The organism is Amphritea opalescens (genome assembly GCF_003957515.1).
Taxonomy (GTDB): domain Bacteria; phylum Pseudomonadota; class Gammaproteobacteria; order Pseudomonadales; family Balneatricaceae; genus Amphritea; species Amphritea opalescens.
In genome coordinates this window covers 277,399-294,998 of the sequence record NZ_RQXW01000002.1, presented here as the reverse complement: position 1 = coordinate 294,998, position 17,600 = coordinate 277,399, and the positions used below count along the sequence as shown (strand labels likewise).

General features: G+C 48.7%; 15 protein-coding genes. 12 read left to right on the top strand and 3 right to left on the bottom strand.

The genetic code is table 11. The features are described from left to right. Window positions 1-148 precede the first annotated feature (148 nt). The 4 genes from EH243_RS03565 (at window position 149) to EH243_RS03550 (ending at window position 4,688) form a co-directional block, all read left to right on the top strand. The gene (locus EH243_RS03565; protein ID WP_164549037.1) at window positions 149-1,483 is read left to right on the top strand and encodes a ferredoxin reductase family protein; all 1,335 of its coding nucleotides are present in this window, start codon (window positions 149-151) and stop codon (window positions 1,481-1,483) included. Between the two features lie 89 nt (window positions 1,484-1,572). After that, on the top strand, window positions 1,573-1,962 hold the full coding sequence (locus EH243_RS03560) for a PepSY domain-containing protein (protein ID WP_126157259.1): 390 nt from the start codon (window positions 1,573-1,575) through the stop codon (window positions 1,960-1,962). Window positions 1,963-1,975: 13 nt separating this feature from the next. Beyond that, on the top strand, window positions 1,976-2,446 hold the full coding sequence (locus EH243_RS03555) for a DUF2271 domain-containing protein (RefSeq protein ID WP_126157258.1): 471 nt from the start codon (window positions 1,976-1,978) through the stop codon (window positions 2,444-2,446). A 22-nt stretch (window positions 2,447-2,468) separates the two neighbouring features. After that, a complete protein-coding gene (locus tag EH243_RS03550; RefSeq protein WP_126157257.1) occupies window positions 2,469-4,688 on the top strand; it encodes a PepSY domain-containing protein in 2,220 nt (739 codons plus the stop codon). A 118-nt stretch (window positions 4,689-4,806) separates the two neighbouring features. Here EH243_RS03550 and EH243_RS03545 read toward each other — a convergent pair whose 3' ends face one another. Further along, window positions 4,807-5,598: a CLCA_X family protein gene (locus tag EH243_RS03545; RefSeq protein WP_126157256.1), complete on the bottom strand. Its 792-nt coding sequence runs from the start codon at window positions 5,596-5,598 to the stop codon at window positions 4,807-4,809. A 341-nt stretch (window positions 5,599-5,939) separates the two neighbouring features. Here EH243_RS03545 and EH243_RS18755 point away from each other — a divergent pair, with 341 nt between their 5' ends. The 6 genes from EH243_RS18755 to arsJ all read left to right on the top strand — a co-directional run bounded on the left by EH243_RS18755 (window position 5,940) and on the right by arsJ (window position 10,745). After that, entirely contained in the window at window positions 5,940-6,131 is a 192-nt protein-coding gene (locus EH243_RS18755; protein ID WP_338142340.1) for an ArsR family transcriptional regulator, read from the top strand. Beyond that, complete coding sequence (gene arsB, locus EH243_RS03535) at window positions 6,118-7,140, top strand: ACR3 family arsenite efflux transporter (RefSeq protein ID WP_126157255.1); 1,023 nt, start codon at window positions 6,118-6,120, stop codon at window positions 7,138-7,140. Before EH243_RS18755 ends, arsB begins: the two co-directional genes overlap by 14 nt. Beyond that, on the top strand, window positions 7,140-8,135 hold the full coding sequence (locus tag EH243_RS03530) for a permease (protein WP_126157254.1): 996 nt from the start codon (window positions 7,140-7,142) through the stop codon (window positions 8,133-8,135). The genes arsB and EH243_RS03530 overlap by 1 nt, the downstream gene beginning before the upstream one ends. Window positions 8,136-8,143: 8 nt before the next feature. Further along, window positions 8,144-8,383 (top strand): thioredoxin family protein, encoded by a 240-nt coding sequence (locus EH243_RS03525; RefSeq protein ID WP_126157253.1) that lies wholly within the window; start codon window positions 8,144-8,146, stop codon window positions 8,381-8,383. 112 nt (window positions 8,384-8,495) lie between these two features. Then, window positions 8,496-9,506 carry an ArsJ-associated glyceraldehyde-3-phosphate dehydrogenase gene (locus tag EH243_RS03520; protein WP_126157252.1) on the top strand — a complete coding sequence of 337 codons (1,011 nt, stop codon included), beginning with the start codon at window positions 8,496-8,498 and terminating at the stop codon, window positions 9,504-9,506. 6 nt (window positions 9,507-9,512) lie between these two features. Further along, complete coding sequence (gene arsJ / locus EH243_RS03515; RefSeq protein WP_126157251.1) at window positions 9,513-10,745, top strand: organoarsenical effux MFS transporter ArsJ; 1,233 nt, start codon at window positions 9,513-9,515, stop codon at window positions 10,743-10,745. 38 nt (window positions 10,746-10,783) lie between these two features. On the opposite strand, the gene EH243_RS03510 is transcribed toward arsJ, so the two are convergent. Next, a complete protein-coding gene (locus EH243_RS03510) occupies window positions 10,784-12,502 on the bottom strand; it encodes a SulP family inorganic anion transporter (RefSeq protein WP_241234981.1) in 1,719 nt (572 codons plus the stop codon). A gap of 151 nt (window positions 12,503-12,653) precedes the next feature. Here EH243_RS03510 and EH243_RS03505 point away from each other — a divergent pair, with 151 nt between their 5' ends. Then, entirely contained in the window at window positions 12,654-13,544 is an 891-nt protein-coding gene (locus tag EH243_RS03505) for a LysR family transcriptional regulator (RefSeq protein ID WP_241234980.1), read from the top strand. Window positions 13,545-13,885: 341 nt separating this feature from the next. After that, window positions 13,886-16,033, top strand: coding sequence for a methyl-accepting chemotaxis protein (locus EH243_RS03500; RefSeq protein WP_126157250.1), 2,148 nt, complete (start codon window positions 13,886-13,888; stop codon window positions 16,031-16,033). Window positions 16,034-16,154: 121 nt separating this feature from the next. Here EH243_RS03500 and EH243_RS03495 read toward each other — a convergent pair whose 3' ends face one another. Continuing rightward, complete coding sequence (locus EH243_RS03495) at window positions 16,155-17,363, bottom strand: acetylornithine transaminase (RefSeq protein WP_126157249.1); 1,209 nt, start codon at window positions 17,361-17,363, stop codon at window positions 16,155-16,157. Window positions 17,364-17,600 lie beyond the last annotated feature (237 nt).

The window sequence follows — 17,600 nt, the reverse complement described above, 5'->3', positions numbered from 1 at the left end:
CGTGGATAATAATATCAACACATAGGCTCCCGTACAGTGTACGCCTTCCTGATTTATCACGCCTATTGATTAACCAGGTTTGTGCCTTCAGCTGATTGTCAGGAATAGGCGATAACATACGCGCTAAATGCAACACTGGATCGCTAAGATGAAACTCAAAAAAATCAGCATTACCTTGGCACTGATCACCGCCGTCATTCTTATTATCTGGGGCTGGAGCTACCAGATAAGCACGACGATAAAGGCTTCACTCGCTTGGGAGATTTATGACAACAGCCTCTATCTGAGCGGCTTGTTATCCATCGCATTAATGTCCGTGACTATGATGCTAGCTACTCGCCCGGTTTGGTTAGAAAAACCCTTTAATGGTCTCGATCAAATTTATCGTCTACACAAGTGGGCCGGTATTCTAGCGGTTATGTTTGCCCTATCTCACTGGTTAATTGAGATGGGTGATGATCTCGTTAAAGCGCTCTTTGGGCGAGCGGGACGTCTACCTGAGCAGGACTTTTCAGGTTTTACACACATGATGAGGGACGCGGCAGAAGGGGTTGGCGAATGGGGCGTTTATCTGTTGTTTGCCATGCTAATACTGACGCTCTGGAAACGCTTTCCTTACAACCTCTGGCACTACGTACACCGCGCTATGCCGCTGATTTACCTGTCACTCGCTTTCCACGCGGTCTGGCTAGCCCCTTTGGTTTGGTGGCAACAACCTGTTGGCTGGCTGATGGGGATATTGCTCGTAGGTGGGAGCTTCGCTAGCCTGTTATCGATCAAAGGGTTGATAGGAAAATCGCGACGGGTGCAGGGCAGCATCACCTCGATCTCAACATCAGCCATGGGTATCACTGAAGTGAAATGTCAGTTGGAGCGCACATGGACAGGCCATCGCGCCGGCCAGTTTGCGTTTGTGACCTTTGAACCTAGCGAGGGCGCTCACCCTTTTACCATTGCCAGTGCAGATCATGGGAATGGTCAGATCAGCTTTCAAATTAAAGGGCTAGGCGATTATACGCGGCAGTTGGGTTATCGATTAACAATCGGCCACCCCGTCACCGTTGAAGGGCCTTATGGGCAGTTTAACTTTAAACAGCGTCGGCACAATGCAGCACAAGTTTGGATCGCCGGTGGGGTTGGCGTCACACCATTTTTGGCATGGCTTGAAGCATTGCAAAACCAGCCTGAAAACTCGCTTGAAGCTGAGATGCATTATTCCACCCATGACAGGGCGACAGATCCTTTTATTGAGCGCTTGCAGGAAGCCTGTAACCACTTAAACGGCATTAAGCTGCAGATACATGACAGTAGTCAGGGTCGTAAACTCACAGCGGAGCAGCTCCTCACGCTGCATCCGAAGGAAAAGGCGATGGAGGTCTGGTTTTGTGGTCCCTCAAGCTGGGGTAATGCCTTAGAAAAAGAATTACGTGAAAAATCACAAGGCGTCTTATGGTTCCAACAGGAAGCGTTTGAACTGCGCTAAGCCCGCCCAAAAAAACAAATCTTACCAGCTTTCAGCTGAATGTCAGCAAAGCGGTTTAGGCTAAACATAAAGTCATTAGGAGGCACAACATGAAAAATAAACTGATTACGGCTTTTTTAAGCACCTGTTTGATCAGCGGTATGGCGCTGGCGGATGACGATTGCCATGACCCCGCCGTCGATTGGCAACCTAAAGAACGTCTCCGTCAGATGATGGTAGACCATGGCTGGGAGGTAAAACGGATCAAAGTGGACGATGGCTGTTATGAACTCAAAGGATGGGATCGTAAAGGCCACCGTGTGGAGGCTAAGTTTTCTCCTGCTTCACTAAAAATCATGGAGCTTGAAGTTAAATTCACAGGTTCTGATGATGGATCTGACTATCTGAACCTAGGCAATCAAGCCCGAGAAACGCCCACTGGCAACTTAAACAGCGGCAGTAACATGCCAAAAAGCAAACCAAGAGCCACAATCGAATAAGGAAGTTAACACCATGAAACGTTTAGCAACAACCCTGTGTTTGATTGCGGCAACTTTACTATCCTCGCCATCTTATGCACGTGACGTCACCTTGACCACTCAGCTAAAAAACTATGGCGGTGATGGTGCTTATCTAGCCATTTATTTAACCAATGCCGACGGTCAGTATCAAAAGACCCTATGGGTGGCAGGCAAAAAATCAAAATATTACAAACACTTGAGCGGCTGGGCGCGAGGAAGTGGTCAACGTAAAAGTGAATACGATGGCCTATCCGGTGCCAGTGTTACAGAGGGCAAGACATTAACAGTCACCCTTGATCTGCCCGACACCTATATTGATGCAGGATTTCAGCTCCGCGTTGATACCGCAGTCGAAGATATGCGAGACAACCGCAATGATGTTGTCGTGCCATTAACTAGCGAAGGTGTCGGCAAATCCAACGCTGGTCGTGGCTATGTCAAAGCGTTTACCTACTCGTTTTAAATGATTGCTTAGGAACCCCCTCATGTTACGTCAGCTACACTCACTGTCTGGTTTGGTGGCAACCCTGTTCGTTGTGTTGCTCACTATTTCAGGCGCTGTTCTATCGCTCAATCCCTTGATAGAACGCTCACAGGCTAACATTGCAGGTACCGCTTCGATCAGCGTAGCGGAATTAGCAGGCAAGCTGGCAACCCGCTATCCCGGTGCTGAACAAATACAGCGGCGTCCGTCAGGAAGCATCATCGTCTACTTTACTGACGGCGACCAGACAGGAGCGGACCTAATTAATCCGGTCACGGGTGAAACCATTGGAGCCTATTCCAACTCACCCATCATGGTGTGGATAAAAAACCTGCACCGCTCTTACCTGTTGGGGACACCTGGACGAGTGGTTGCTGGGGTAGCTGCTTTTTTTATGCTGCTGTTAACTTTTTCCGGGGCGGTCATGTTGGTCAATCGCCTCGGTGGCTGGCGTCATATTTGTCGACCGATCCAAGGGCCTTTTAAGCAACGCCTACACACAGAAGCGGGCCGAGCCGCTGTACTGGGGTTGATATTATCGGCGTCTACTGGCTTGTATATGTCAACCATGACTTTTGAGTTGATACCCGACTACTCATCAACTGAGCCCGATTTTCCAACCCATGTGAGTGGTGGAGCGCCTGCATCTATTGATACGCTGTCCACCTTAAAATCGATCCCTCTCACCGAGTTCAGGGAGCTGGTTTATCCCTATCCAGACGACCCCATGGGGGTTTACTCAATCACCACCGATCAAGGGAGTGGTTTTGTTGATCAATCCACCGGAGAATTGCTTTCTTATCAAGCTTACGGCAACCCACAAAAACTTTATGAATTTATCTACATGCTACACACCGGCGAAGGACTATGGTGGCTTGGACTACTGCTTGGTCTAAGTGCACTCGCCGTACCACTGATGGCATGGACAGGGATCCAGATCTGGTGGAAACGTAAACAGTCTGCCACAACCATTAACTATAATAGCGCTGCTCGCCTTGCTGATACGGTTATTCTGGTTGGTAGTGAAAGTAACAGTACTTGGGGCTTTGCCAAAACCCTGCATGACGCTCTTCACAGCTTAGGATTTCAAGTCCACACCGCATCCATGAATCAGATCGGTAAACCTTATCCACAGGCAAAGCGGATGTTTATACTGACCGCGACCTATGGGGATGGCGACGCGCCGGCCTCAGCCAATCATTTTCTGGCACGATTATCGAAAATAACGAAGACACCTGATGTTCCTGTTGCCGTATTAGGCTTTGGCGATCGACAGTTCCCAGCGTTTTGCCAGTTTGCTAAAGAGGTTGAGGCCGCACTTATCACTAAAGGCTGGCCGCAACTACTGCCACTCGAAACCATCCATCGACAATCGCCACAAGAGTTCGCCCGCTGGGGCTCTGTGGTGGGTAGCGTCCTAGATAAGGAATTAACACTGCTCCATACTCCGGTGCATCCTCCTTGCACAACATTAACCCTTGTCGAACGGGTCGATTATGGTGCTGAGGTGCAGGCGCCGACCGCCGTGTTACGCTTCGAAGCAGCGCCTAGTCATCGAGGCTGGCTGAGCCGTTGTTTGAAACGCGCTCGCCTGCCGCATTTTGATGCGGGTGACCTTGTGGGTATCTTACCGCCAGATAGCAGTGTGCCGCGATTCTATTCGTTAGCATCCGCATCGAAGAGTGGCATGCTTGAGATCTGCGTTCGCCATCATCCTGACGGGCTATGCTCAGGTTTTCTTCATGGATTATCCGTCGGCGATACCATTGAGGCTTTCATCAAGCTGAATCCTAGCTTTCGCCCCGCGTCAGGCAAAGGCCCGGTCATACTAATCGGTGCGGGCACGGGTATTGGGCCGTTAGTGGGTTTTATCCGCAACAATAAAGCGCATCGCCCAATGCATCTCTATTGGGGCGGCCGCTCTCCGCAGTCTGATTTTCTCTATGAGACAGAGCTTAAGCGCTACCTTGAAGACAAACGGTTAACTAAATTGAATCCAGTTTTCTCCCGCATCAGCCAAGGCGCATATGTGCAGAATAAGATCATTGAAGATGATAAAATCCTAGGTCAATTGATCGAGGAGGGCGCACAGTTCTTGATTTGTGGTGGGCGCAATATGGCGAGTAGTGTTGCGGTTGCATTGGACAAGGTAATTGCCCCTCTGGGCATCGATGTGGCAACACTGAAAGCTCAGGGACGCTACCGTGAAGATGTTTACTAACGTTCTTCGGCTGGGATCCACTTTAACGCCCAGCCGATCAACGGCTAATATTGAACATATCGGCACGAACATCATCAGGAAAATAGCCCTAACGACATACAGCGACCAACACATTACCTTAACCAATATCGCTACGGCTTTGACGGTTTAAGGCAGCGCCTAAACGATGAAAGTAACGCTGAAACGCTAGATTGATACGTTCACGTTGCTCGCCTTTTGGATACAAGCCGCGCTCGGCTTCAACTGTCGCTTTAGTACCTGAGACTAAAAAATTATTTGTGATCGCAGCATCTTGAACGAAGGCTTCAAAGGCTCTCGCACATAGCTCCTCAGCCTGACTGAAATAGACTTGGTTCATCGCCCTATCGACCTTCACCGATGCGTCAAAAAGGGGACTCGGAGATTCACCATCCTCGGCGAGCATGATCTGCCTAAAACAGGCGTACAGATCATCATTCAAGGGGTGAACCACCGGCGTCGCGTCTGATAACCATGCGGTTGAAGCGAACATCCCAGCCGGAGCATCGTCAAAGGCGGTACCGCCGAGGTAATGATCGAGGGCATGAAACCATTCATGGGCAATACTGCCAGGGCCGGCATTTTTAGCCAACGAAAAGCACCGCATCGACGGTTGATAGTGGGCTGCAACACCGGGGCGTCCACCGATACCGTATTGTAACGACAAAGTTCCGCGCAATGAGATCAGCGGTTCTGGGCATTTCAAGATGGTCATCAGATCAACCAAGGCATCATAAAACAAACCCGCCGCTCGATTTTGTTCCGCCTGCGTCACCCACCGACCAATGCCGATAAACCTGAAATCAAATCGTCTTCTCACGTCGACAAAGCTAACGGCATCCCCCTGTCGCACATCGGGCCCATGGCGATAAAACTCACGAGACAAAGTCATAACTGCTCAAACACCTCAAAGGCTGTCGCTCAACGCCGCATACAACGCTTGCTTAGCGGTTTAATCATATAGAGCTCGATTGTACTTCACTAAGGAGAGGCTGAGCAGCTCTCTGCTGTAAATATTGGTTTAAAGAAGGTTCGAGTAAGTTCGATAGACAGGAACGGTTCAAGTATTACCCCTCCCCAAAATCTTAAATACACACTTGATATATACGAATTATCATATATAGTTAAAATCATATATATGGAAATACGTATTAATATGCAGCGTATGAATAGAGGTTGTCGCTCCTTTGGAATAATCCTTGTTCGTACTCTCTTTGACTACAGTGCTACTAGATGACCACCGCTATGCAGCCTACACTATTTTATAGATGCCTCGCTGATGAAACACGCCTTCGCTGTCTGTTACTCAGTATGTCAGAGCAGGAGTTCTGTGTTTGTGAGCTGATGCAGGCCTTAGGCGAGTGCCAACCTAAACTATCGCGCCACCTAGCAACGTTAAAAGGAAGTTATTATGGGTATATTTGAACGCTATTTAAGTGTTTGGGTAGGTATCGCCATTATCGCTGGTGTCACCTTTGCCAATCTATTCCCTGCGCTCTTTCAACTCATTGCAGACTTAGAGTTCGCCCATGTTAACTTCATCGTCGCCCTGCTTATTTGGCTGATGATCTACCCAATGATGGTGCAGATCGACTTTTCGTCCCTTAAAGATATCGGCAAAAAGCCCAAGGGATTGATTCTTACCTTAGTGATCAACTGGATGGTCAAGCCCTTCACGATGGCGCTGTTAGGCTGGTTGTTTTTTAAAGGTATTTTTGCAGACTGGGTCGATCCTCAAACCGCCAGTGAATATATCGCCGGTATGATTTTATTAGGCGTAGCGCCCTGTACCGCTATGGTGTTCGTCTGGAGTCAGCTAACCAAAGGGGATGCCAACTATACCCTCGTGCAAGTCTCGGTAAACGATATCATTATGATCTTTGCCTTTGCGCCGTTAGCCGCGTTTTTATTAGGGGTGACCGATATTGCAGTTCCTTGGGATACCTTACTTCTCTCCGTCATACTCTATGTCGTCATCCCATTAGCGGCAGGGGCGATCACGCGAAAAAGAGTTGACCGTCAACAGGATCATGCCGCGCTAAACCATTTATTGAGTGTCTTAAAACCTTGGTCGGTGATCGGTCTGTTAGCGACCGTGGTATTACTGTTTGGTTTTCAGGCAGAAACGATTTTAGCGCAACCCGAAGCCATCCTGCTGATTGCGATTCCTCTTTTGATACAAACCTACGGAATTTTTGCTATAACCTATTTCATCGCGTTCAAAATGAGACTACCCCACAATATTGCAGCTCCTGCATGCATGATTGGTACGTCGAACTTTTTTGAGCTGGCGGTCGCGGTGGCTATTTCTCTGTTTGGGCTTCACTCTGGCGCAGCCTTAGCAACGGTCGTCGGTGTTCTCGTTGAAGTACCTGTTATGTTGAGTCTTGTTTGGTTTGCTAACCGAACTCGGCACTGGTTTGGAGAAGCATAATGTTTGAAGTATTTACCCAATTAGCCGACTGGCTAACCTACACCGTGCTTAATCTATCACCTGACTCAAAACTGGGTGATGCGGCGCACTTTTTTATCGAAGATGTGAGTAAGATCTTTGTACTACTGTTAGTCATGATCTATTTCATCGCCCTATTAAGAGCCTCACTCAATGTCGAAAAGGTTAGAGATTACCTCGCCGGAAAACATCGCGGTATCGGTTACCTGCTGGGTTCTGGGTTTGGTGCCATTACTCCCTTTTGCTCCTGTTCCAGCATCCCGGTCTTCTTAGGCTTCACCTCTGCGGGGATCCCTGTGGGTATCACCATGTCCTTTCTTTTAACCTCGCCTTTGATCAATGAAGTCGCCATTTTATTGCTCATGAGCCTGCTCGGTTGGAAGTTCACCGTGTTATATGTCGTGATTGGCATGTCTGTGGGGATTATTGGTGGCTTCTTTCTCGATAGCATCAGAGCCGAACGTTGGTTGCAATCCTTCGCCGCCAAAGCGCTCGCCGCGGGACAAAATAAAGCAACGCCTGATCAGCCGAAACAAGAACACCAGGTCTTACCGTTTTCACAACGTCATCAGTTTGCGAAAGATGAAACCTTGGAGATTTTTGGCCGCGTGTGGAAGTGGGTCATTGTCGGTGTTGGCTTAGGTGCCGCCTTACACGGTTTTGTGCCCGACGGTTGGATCGAAACCTACCTAGGTGATGGTCAGTGGTGGTCCGTACCGGCCGCCGTTTTCTTAGGCATTCCTCTGTACTCTAATGCCACGGGGGTCATTCCTGTAATGGAAAGCTTAATCATAAACGGCTTGCCTATTGGTACAACACTGGCGTTTTGCATGAGTACCGTTGCGGCCAGTTTTCCTGAATTTATTTTACTTAAACAAGTGATGCAATGGCGTTTGCTAGCCATCGTTTTTATGATGCTCTTAGTGTCATTCTCGGTGGTTGGTTGGTTGTTCAATGCCTTTTCGTCTTTCCTATGAGGTGATCTATGAAACAGATAAAAGTCTTAGGTAGCGGTTGCTCTAAATGTAAAAAAACCGCCGAACTGATCGAACAATTAGCACATGAAATGGGTATTCCCGCGAATGTCACAAAAGAGACAGATCCGCAGGTTATGATGGCATTTGGGGTAATGAGTACCCCAGCCGTGGCGATTGATGATCAGCTAGTTCACTCCGGTTCGGTACCCAACGCGGCACAAGTAAAAGAATGGCTGACTAAAGGGTAATCGCGACCCACTCAAGGTGCCAACCATCTCTCAGAGAGCCCACCTTCCAAGGCATGAGTACAGACAAGCCATATCGATTTTATTCATACACATTATTCGGTTTGAGGTTTTTATGACAATTAAAGTGGGTATCAACGGTTTCGGTCGTATGGGCCGTTTATCACTGAGGGCAGCCTTCGACTGGCCGGAAATAGAGTTCATCCAAATTAATGATCCCGCCGGTGATCCAACGACCTTAGCTCATTTAATGACCTTCGATTCGGTGCATGGTCGCTGGCATCATGAAGCCTCTGCTGAGGGTTCCGACATCCTCATTCAAGGTCAACGCATCGCCTGCACACACAATAAAGCGATCACCGATACCGACTGGTCCGGATGTGATGTCGTCATTGAAGCCAGCGGCAAAATGAAATCCAAGGCCCTATTGCACGCTTATCTAGACCAAGGCGTGAAGCGGGTCGTTGTGACGGCCCCAGTCAAAGAAGAGGAGGTGCTCAATATTGTCATGGGCGTCAACCAACACTTATATGATCCATCGAAGCACCCGATTGTCACCGCCGCCTCTTGCACAACCAACTGCCTAGCACCGGTGGTCAAAGTAATTCATGAAAAGCTGGGGATCGTACATGGCTCCATGACTACCATTCATGACATCACCAATACCCAAACCATTCTCGACGCCCCCCATAAGGACCTGCGTCGCGCCCGTGCTTGCGGTATGAGCTTGATTCCAACCACAACGGGCTCCGCTACCGCAATCACACAGATTTTCCCCGAGCTGAAAGGCAAGCTCAACGGTCATGCTATTCGCATTCCGCTGGCTAACGCCTCTATCACCGATTGCGTCTTCGAGGTCAGCCGAGCCACCAGCGAAGCGGAAGTTAATCAGTTCTTAAAAGATGCGGCAGAACATGAGTTAAAAGATATTCTCGGTTATGAGGAACGCCCTCTAGTCTCGATTGATTACAAAACCGATCCCCGCTCTAGCACCATTGACGCCCTCTCGACCATGGTGGTGAACGGAACACAGGTAAAACTTTACGCTTGGTACGATAACGAATGGGGATACGCTAACCGTACCGCCGAACTCGTCCGCCTAGTGGGCCTGCTCGACAAGGAATAATAGACGATGCAATGGCTAGCACAGCTCTCTCCTCAGATCCGTCAATACATGGTTGTTACGGGTAATTACTGGGCATTTACCTTAACGGATGGTGCCCTGCGGATGTTGGTTGTGCTCTATTTCCATGGGCTAGGCTACAGCCCACTGGAAATAGCCATGTTATTTGTTTTTTACGAAGTTTTTGGCGTGATCACCAACTTAATCGGTGGATGGCTTGGGGCGCGTATCGGTCTCAATAAAACCATGAATATCGGTCTATTCATGCAGATTGTTGCGCTGAGTATGTTGCTGGTGCCAAGTACTCTACTCACGATTCCTTGGGTCATGGCCGCGCAGGCTCTCTCGGGTATCGCCAAAGACCTGAATAAGATGAGCGCTAAAAGCTCGATCAAACTACTGGTGCCCGATGATGCCGCCGGTCAGTTATATCAATGGATAGCGATCTTAACCGGTTCTAAAAACGCGTTAAAAGGTGTCGGCTTTTTCTTAGGCGGCGCGCTGCTTAGCCTATTCGGGTTTACCGATGCGATACTCGCCATGACGATCGCATTAACCGTGGTCTGGATACTCAGCTTAATCAGTTTAAAAAAAGGCTTCGGCCAAGCGAAAAACAAACCCAAGTTCACGGATATTTTCTCTAAAAGCAGAGCGGTTAACTACCTATCCGCAGCGCGCATGTTCTTATTTGGCGCACGGGATGTCTGGTTTGTGGTCGCTTTACCGGTATTTCTAGCCAACAGTTTTGGCTGGGATCACTGGTCTGTCGGCGGTTTCTTAGCCACCTGGGTTATCGGCTATGGCATCGTCCAAAGCTTGGCTCCCCATGTGACAGGCAAACGTAGCGGAACCCTGCCTGATGGTCGTCACGCGATCATCTGGGCTATCGCGCTGGGGATAACCTCGGCCCTGATCGCGCTCTCACTCAGCTATCACTGGCATGTGCACTTAGTCCTCATTGGAGGATTATTAATCTTTGGTGCACTGTTCGCGGTTAACTCATCACTGCACAGCTACTTAATTGTGAGTTATGCCGGTGAAGATGGCGTATCTCTGGATGTTGGTTTTTACTACATGGCGAACGCCATGGGCAGGCTCATCGGCACCCTATTGTCAGGTTGGCTCTATCAAGACTTTGGACTTGCTGCCTGCTTGTGGGTTGCGACCCTATTCATCCTCATAACCGCGCTCATCTCACTCGGCTTACCCAAACATCAAACTCCCGTCGCGGCTACAACCTAGCACCCTACTCACTAATGAACACAGGCCAGCAGTAACACTCAAACGTCACGAGGACACTGCTTGAACACCTTATGCTGGCATTGCCGACAAATATCGAGATTTAAACGTTGCACTAGGGTGCTCAAGGCGTCATCCACCGTGGCATAGAAATTCTCTTCACCCAGTTTGGCCAAAAAGTTTAAGGCGGCCAACTCATCTTTTACAGTGTTTTTCAACGCGCAAAAACTCAGGGTAAAGCCTTTAGCTTGTAGGTGGCGCGCCTCTTTCATCAGCATCTCAGCCCCCGCGTAATCGATGAAATTGATACCTGTGCAATTAATCAAAATATGGTTACGGCCATGATTCTCTTCACTAAAGCGTATCAAGTTTTTCTGAATATGATCCACAGCCCCAAAGAAGAGAGAGCCGTCGATACGGATGATTTTAAGTTGCGGACACTCAGGCAACTGGAAGCGCTGGACGCTGCGTAGATCCGTCCCCTGATCGATCGACTTTGGAGCAACCTCCATCATCGTTGGCGTCGAGGTTCGCTTTAGATAAAAAATCAGTGACATCAACACCCCCAGATAGATCGAAAATTCGAGGGCGACGATCAATGTCGACATAAAGGTCACTAACAGGATTGAGGCTTCCTGTTTGCTACTGTGAAGAATCTCTCGAATATGGCGAACATCGATAAGGTTCCAAGCGATCAACATGATCGCGCCAGCCATCGCGGGCAAGGGTAAAAAAGCGGTAACCTGTGGTGCAAACAACAGAATCAACACCAGTATCAGCGCGGCAAACATCACCGCTAACGGCGTTTTAGCACCGGCATCATAGTTCACCCCACTTCGGGTAAATGAACCCGAACTCATATAGCACGAGAAGAAACTCCCTACTGTATTGGCAAGCCCCTGACCGATAAATTCTTGATTACCATCGATCCGTTGCCCCGAATGAATCGCAATCGCCCGCGCAATCGCCACAGCTTCTACCAGCCCAAGAATCGCGATCGCTAATGCACCGGGTAGCATCGCACTCAGGGTACCGACAGAGAGGTCCGGTAGAATGAAAGCGGGCAGCTGCCCAGAGAGTTCACCCACCATCGGTACGCCGTGGTTAACACCACTTAATAACCAACAGAGTAGGCTCCCCATGATCATACCAAAGAGCATCGCCGGTATTTTCCGGCTCACTTTCTTAATCAGTAGTGTGCTAGCAATGGTCACCAGCGCAACACTGAGCGAATAACCATTAAAACCCTCTAGATGACCGAACATAAACGCCCAATCCGTATAAAAAGGCTGCCCGGCGGGGATCGATAGGCCGAGAATATGCTTAAACTGGCTTGAAGCGATTAGGATAGCAGCACCCGCAGTAAAACCGATGACCACCGTATGGGAGATAAAGTTAACCAACATCCCCATACGCGCCAAACCAAAGCCGAATTGGAACAACCCCGCTAATAGCGTGAGCGTTAGCACCGCCGGAATATAAGCGTCGGTTCCCTGAGGCACAATATTGCTAACCACACTCAGCACCACAATCGAAATAGCCGCCGCAGGGCCTGAGACCATGTGCCGAGATGAGCCAAATAAACCGGTAACAATCGGCACAATAATCGCTGTATATAAACCAAACTCAGGAGGCAACCCAGCAATCATGGCGTATGCGACCCCTTGGGGTAAGACGACAATAGCGCCGGTGAGACCCGCCAGTAAGTCGTCCACCAAAGAGTGGCGATTAACCTCCCGCCCCCAAACTAAAAATGGCATCCAGCAACACAATGTTTTCATTAGCTTTTGTTTAGAATAATTGGACACTACAACTCTCTTACTCAGTATCGGGTGTAATTTGTTTAGCCTGCGGAATCGCTCATCGAGGCGGTAGGACTTAAAGCAGACATCCTACGAGAGTCTTGCTATCATGAGAAACGATATTAAATGGCTATTACGGCCAAAAAAACAGGACGTTGACGTGGACTTAGTGCTTCTGCAAACCTTTATTGAAGTCGCCCAAACCCGCAACTTCGGCCGAGCATCTGAAAGTCTATGCGTTTCATCTTCAACCGTCAGTGCCCGCATCAAACAGTTAGAAGCATTATTAGGCCTCGCCCTATTTACCCGCAAGCACCATGAAGTCACGCTAACCCCTGCTGGAGAAGGATTTGAACGACATGCTCGCTTCATTCTCAACGCTTGGGAAAGAGCCTATGAAGACACCGCCCTAAGTGACCGACACCAAAAACGCTTAGTAGTAGCCGGCGTATCGAGCCTTTGGGATATCTTTCTACAAGATTGGTTGAGTGATATTTACAACGCCATCCCGAATATTAGTCTGAGAGCAGAGGAAAGCACGCCTCTGCGCGTGGTCGAAAAGCTAGAACAAGGGCTAATCGATGTCGGCTTTATGTATGAGCAACCGAGCCTCAAAGGTTATGTGATTCAAGAAGTGGCAACCATTCCCATGATACTCGTATCAGATAAGGCCAATACGCCTGTGGATAAAGCGATCGCAGAAGGCTATATCCGAGTTGAATGGGGCGCGACCTTCGGCGGGCTTCACGAATCGGCATTCCCTCAACGACCCCTAGCTCGTGTTCGAGCTAACAGTGGCCGCGTGGCTCTGAACTTAATCCTTAGCTGTGGCGGAGCCGCTTACCTCCCACAAGTAACCGCTAACCCTCTACTCGAACACGGACAGCTATACTTAGTAAATGATGCCCCCGTTATCGAAATGACCGCCTATGCTGCCTACAATCTGCACGGCGAACATCGCGCCTTAATCCAATCATTGTTAAAACGCTTAGCCGTTTAAGTCATACTCTTTAAACAATGAGTTTTAAACACCTTGGTTGCATCGGTTGTATCTGTCGAAGAATGAAGAAACTACATGCCAACAACCTTCTGTTGAAAGCAGTTATCCACATAAACGCTACCAACGCCGATAAACAATTGCACTGCGAAGAAAGCCACAATTCGCACCATAAAAGCGCATAATAAAATACCGAAAAATCTCACGCACCATAATAAACCCACACCGTTAAAAAGGATTAGGGTTGTTCTCGGCTCTTACCACTTTTTAGTTTCATGGCATAACAATTGCTGTAAAGACTACTATCTCTTTTTATACGCTGTTCTGAGGATACACTGCCTGCCATGACTAAACTTAAAAGTAGTTCAATGACCCTCAGCCAAAAGGAAAAAAAGTGGCTTAATTGGTTCGGCAAAACCAGTAAGTTCTCGATGTATAAATCATGCTTCCTTAATCGTCATCAATACCCATCGGTAGAACAAACATTTGAAGGCATCGCCGCAACACGGGTGAAAATTCTCAATCAGTGGGTGGAACACCAATGGGATCAGTTAGCCTTTATCGCTGAGAACCTTGCTCCCACGTTTACCCATATCGATCTGGGATGGCTCAATGAACAACTAGTCTCCGCCCCCGACTTTTCCGAGTTATTTGTCATTGATATGCAGGGTTCGGTGGTCACCTCAACCTATGCCGATCATATCGGTGATACCGATCTGCCAACCGTCGCGTGGACAGCCGGAGTCAAACAGCCCTTCCTACACGGCCCCTATATTGACCCCCTTACCTTGAAGGTCGGCCCTTCCAGTTCTAAATTTCATGATGAAGTCACACTCATGTTCTATCAGCCGATTGAGAAAGAGGGTGTCTGTCTGGGTGCTATCTGTGGTCGCATACCGAACGATGTACTCGGTGACCTCATCCAACGAGAAGCGGGACATATCTATCCTGAATCCGGAGATAACTATATTTTCATGGTCTATTCTCATGTGGATAGAAGCATTCAACAAGGTACCGCCCTATCCCGTTCCCGTTTTGAAGATAATACCTTTTCCCACGGTGAGAATTTAAAAAGCGGGATACATACTCGATGGGGTACCGTGAAAGTCAAACGGCATACAGAGTTAGAGCTACGCTTCACCGACCCCGCCACAGGGCAGCTCCACCCGGGTGTACGCGAAACCATCAGCAAAGGTGAAAATCTCTTTATTACCTATCCCGGCTACTCCGATTACCGCCATATTCCCGTTATCGGCAAAGGGGTCACGTTTCAGTTGAAAGGATCTCCCGATCGCTGGGGAATGATGTGCGAGGGAGACTTAGAGGAGGTCTATCGACGTCGTTCAATCAACCTCAGTTTAATGAAAGGTTATGCTCTTACCGCCGCGGCCATTCTTGGCGTTAACAGTGCGCTGCACTATCTCACAGCGATGCCACAATACGCCATTGATGCCATCTCACTATTATTGCTGCTCATAACCACCTTAATGTTCCCTAAGTTAAGCACCAACCGATTAGCCTCAAGACTCGATGATATGACAGAGGTGATCCGCACTATCGCAGAGGGCGAAGGCAACCTGCGTCAACGTATCTCACCCCGCCAACTTGTCGCCGATGAAACCGGCGATATGGCGCGTTGGATCAATAGTTTTATTGATAGTTTAGATGGCATTGTGGGTCAGGTTATTACCTCTAGTAGCCATGTAAAACTCACCAATGAAGCGATGCTTGATACCAATAAAGAAGCCTGCCAAGTGTCCTCTGAGGTGAGTGATGCAATTCAAGAAATACTGGCGCTATTAGAACAACAACTGATTGAAATAGGGCAAGCATCAACCACCGCGGAATCATTAAAAGAGGCGATGGATACCGTCGTCTCGGATGCACGGGAACAGTTTGAATCGGTCCGCTCCGGCACGGAAGATATTCGCAATATCGTTGAAACATCAGCCAAAAAAGTCCACTCGCTTAACAGCCTAACCGTGGAGGTTGGCAAAATCATCGGTGTTATCAGCGACATCACTAATCAAACCAATTTACTGGCACTCAATGCCGCCATTGAGGCCGCACGAGCCGGAGAACACGGCCGAGGCTTCTCCGTGGTTGCCGAGGAAGTCCGTGGCTTGGCACACCGAACCGCAGCCTCGGCTAACGAGATTCAGCAGATGATTGAGGGTATCCAACAGGAAACCCAAAGCGCCGTCGATTTTATGGAATCCGGGGTGCAGGATGTTGATCGTAGTTTGAAGAAAACCGAACAGGCTTCCAGCGAAAATGCCAACCTACACAAGCTGGTTGAACATATGTTCTTAGCCATCAAACAGTTGGATGAAAACAGTCAGCGCCATGGCGATACAGCCCGCCGAGTAGGCGTGTCGGCAGAGCAGATGAACGGCTCTATCAGCACACTGCAAGAGCGTTCTATCTCGGTTAAGAACACCGCCCATAAACTCAATCAATTAGTCAGTGTGTTTCAGGTAAGCGCACATTAATGCTTTTCATTAGCAATGATCAGCAGTGATGCCCTTAGGTTTCCAGCCGCGATAAACACGGCTGGAAACAACAAACAGCATCGCAGATCGATAGCGACCCATTCAGATTAAAATCTCTCGATCACTCTTTCGGGGCTGCCGTCAGTGCGGTTAACACATCGGTCAAAATGGCGATGCCGTCATCAACCTCTTTTTCCGTCAGTGTCAAAGCAGGCATAAATCTGAGGGAGTCTTCTCGAGGTGCATTAAGCAATAATCCAGCGTCCCGAGCCAGTGCCACAATCTGTGGGGCAGAGATCTCGCCGGTATTCATGGCCAACAATAAACCTTTACCTCGGTTCGCCCCTAAGGCAAAACGGTCAGCCAACACTTCGAGCTGTTGACAGAAATATTCGCTCACCCGATCAACCTGAGCCAAAAACCCTTCCGCTAGCACTTCATGTAATACGGCACCCGAAACGGCACACATCAACGGGTTACCATTAAAGGTTCCTCCCTGATCGCCATACTCAAAACAGCTAACCGCTTTATCGATCATCATCGCAGCAATAGGCACGCCACCGCCCAAACCTTTACCCAGGGTCATGATATGTGGCTCAGCCTGATACTGTTGATACGCAAATAAACTACCGGTACGACCAATCCCCGTTTGAACTTCATCCACAATCAACAAGAGATTATGCTGTTTACAGAGTGCATCCAACCCGGCAACAAACTCGGCATCTGCCGGAATAACGCCCGCTTCCCCCTGAATCAACTCCAGCATAATCGCCACCGTTTGATCATCAATCGCGGCCTCGGTGGCGCTTAAATCATTGTAAGCCACCTTAGTAAAACCACTGACTTTCGGCTCAAACAGAGGAGCGAATGCATCTTTTCCGGTAGCCGACATAGTGGCTAGGGTACGACCATGAAAACTATGGTCAAAAGTAATGATCTTAAAAGCACCATTTTTGTGCTTCTGCCCCCATTTACGGGCGAGTTTAATGGCCCCTTCATTGGCTTCTGCACCACTATTGGTAAAGAAAACCTCATCCAAGACTGAATGTTCACACAGTAGTTCAGCTAAGGTGAGCATCGGCTGGTTATAAAACGCGGGGCTCGGGTTGATCAGTTGCCCAGACTGCTTGATCAACGCTTGCTGTATCACCTCAGGGCTATGGCCTAGGGTGTTAACCGCCCATCCCTGAATCCAATCGAGATAGCGCTTATCATGCTGATCAAATAGATAGTGCCCCTCGCCGCGCATAAAGCAAAGCTCCGGCCGTGGGGTGATGGGAATCAGGTAGTGTTGCTTCGCCAATAAATCGTTTGCAGATGAATTATCCATCCTAACATTCCTTATTAATCATTTATTTAAGACAAAAAAAACCGCAGGGGTTACCTGCGGCTTATTTAGAATTTTGTGTACATAAAGCGATTACTCTCGCCAACCGTCACCCTCTAAACAGACACAGGTAATCGATACACGGCGTCGCAATGTAGTCGGATGGTTGGCTGTCAAAATAAAGGGATTCGTTTGCTGTTTCATAGTGATCTGAGTATCAGCCTAATTTGATCATCGGTC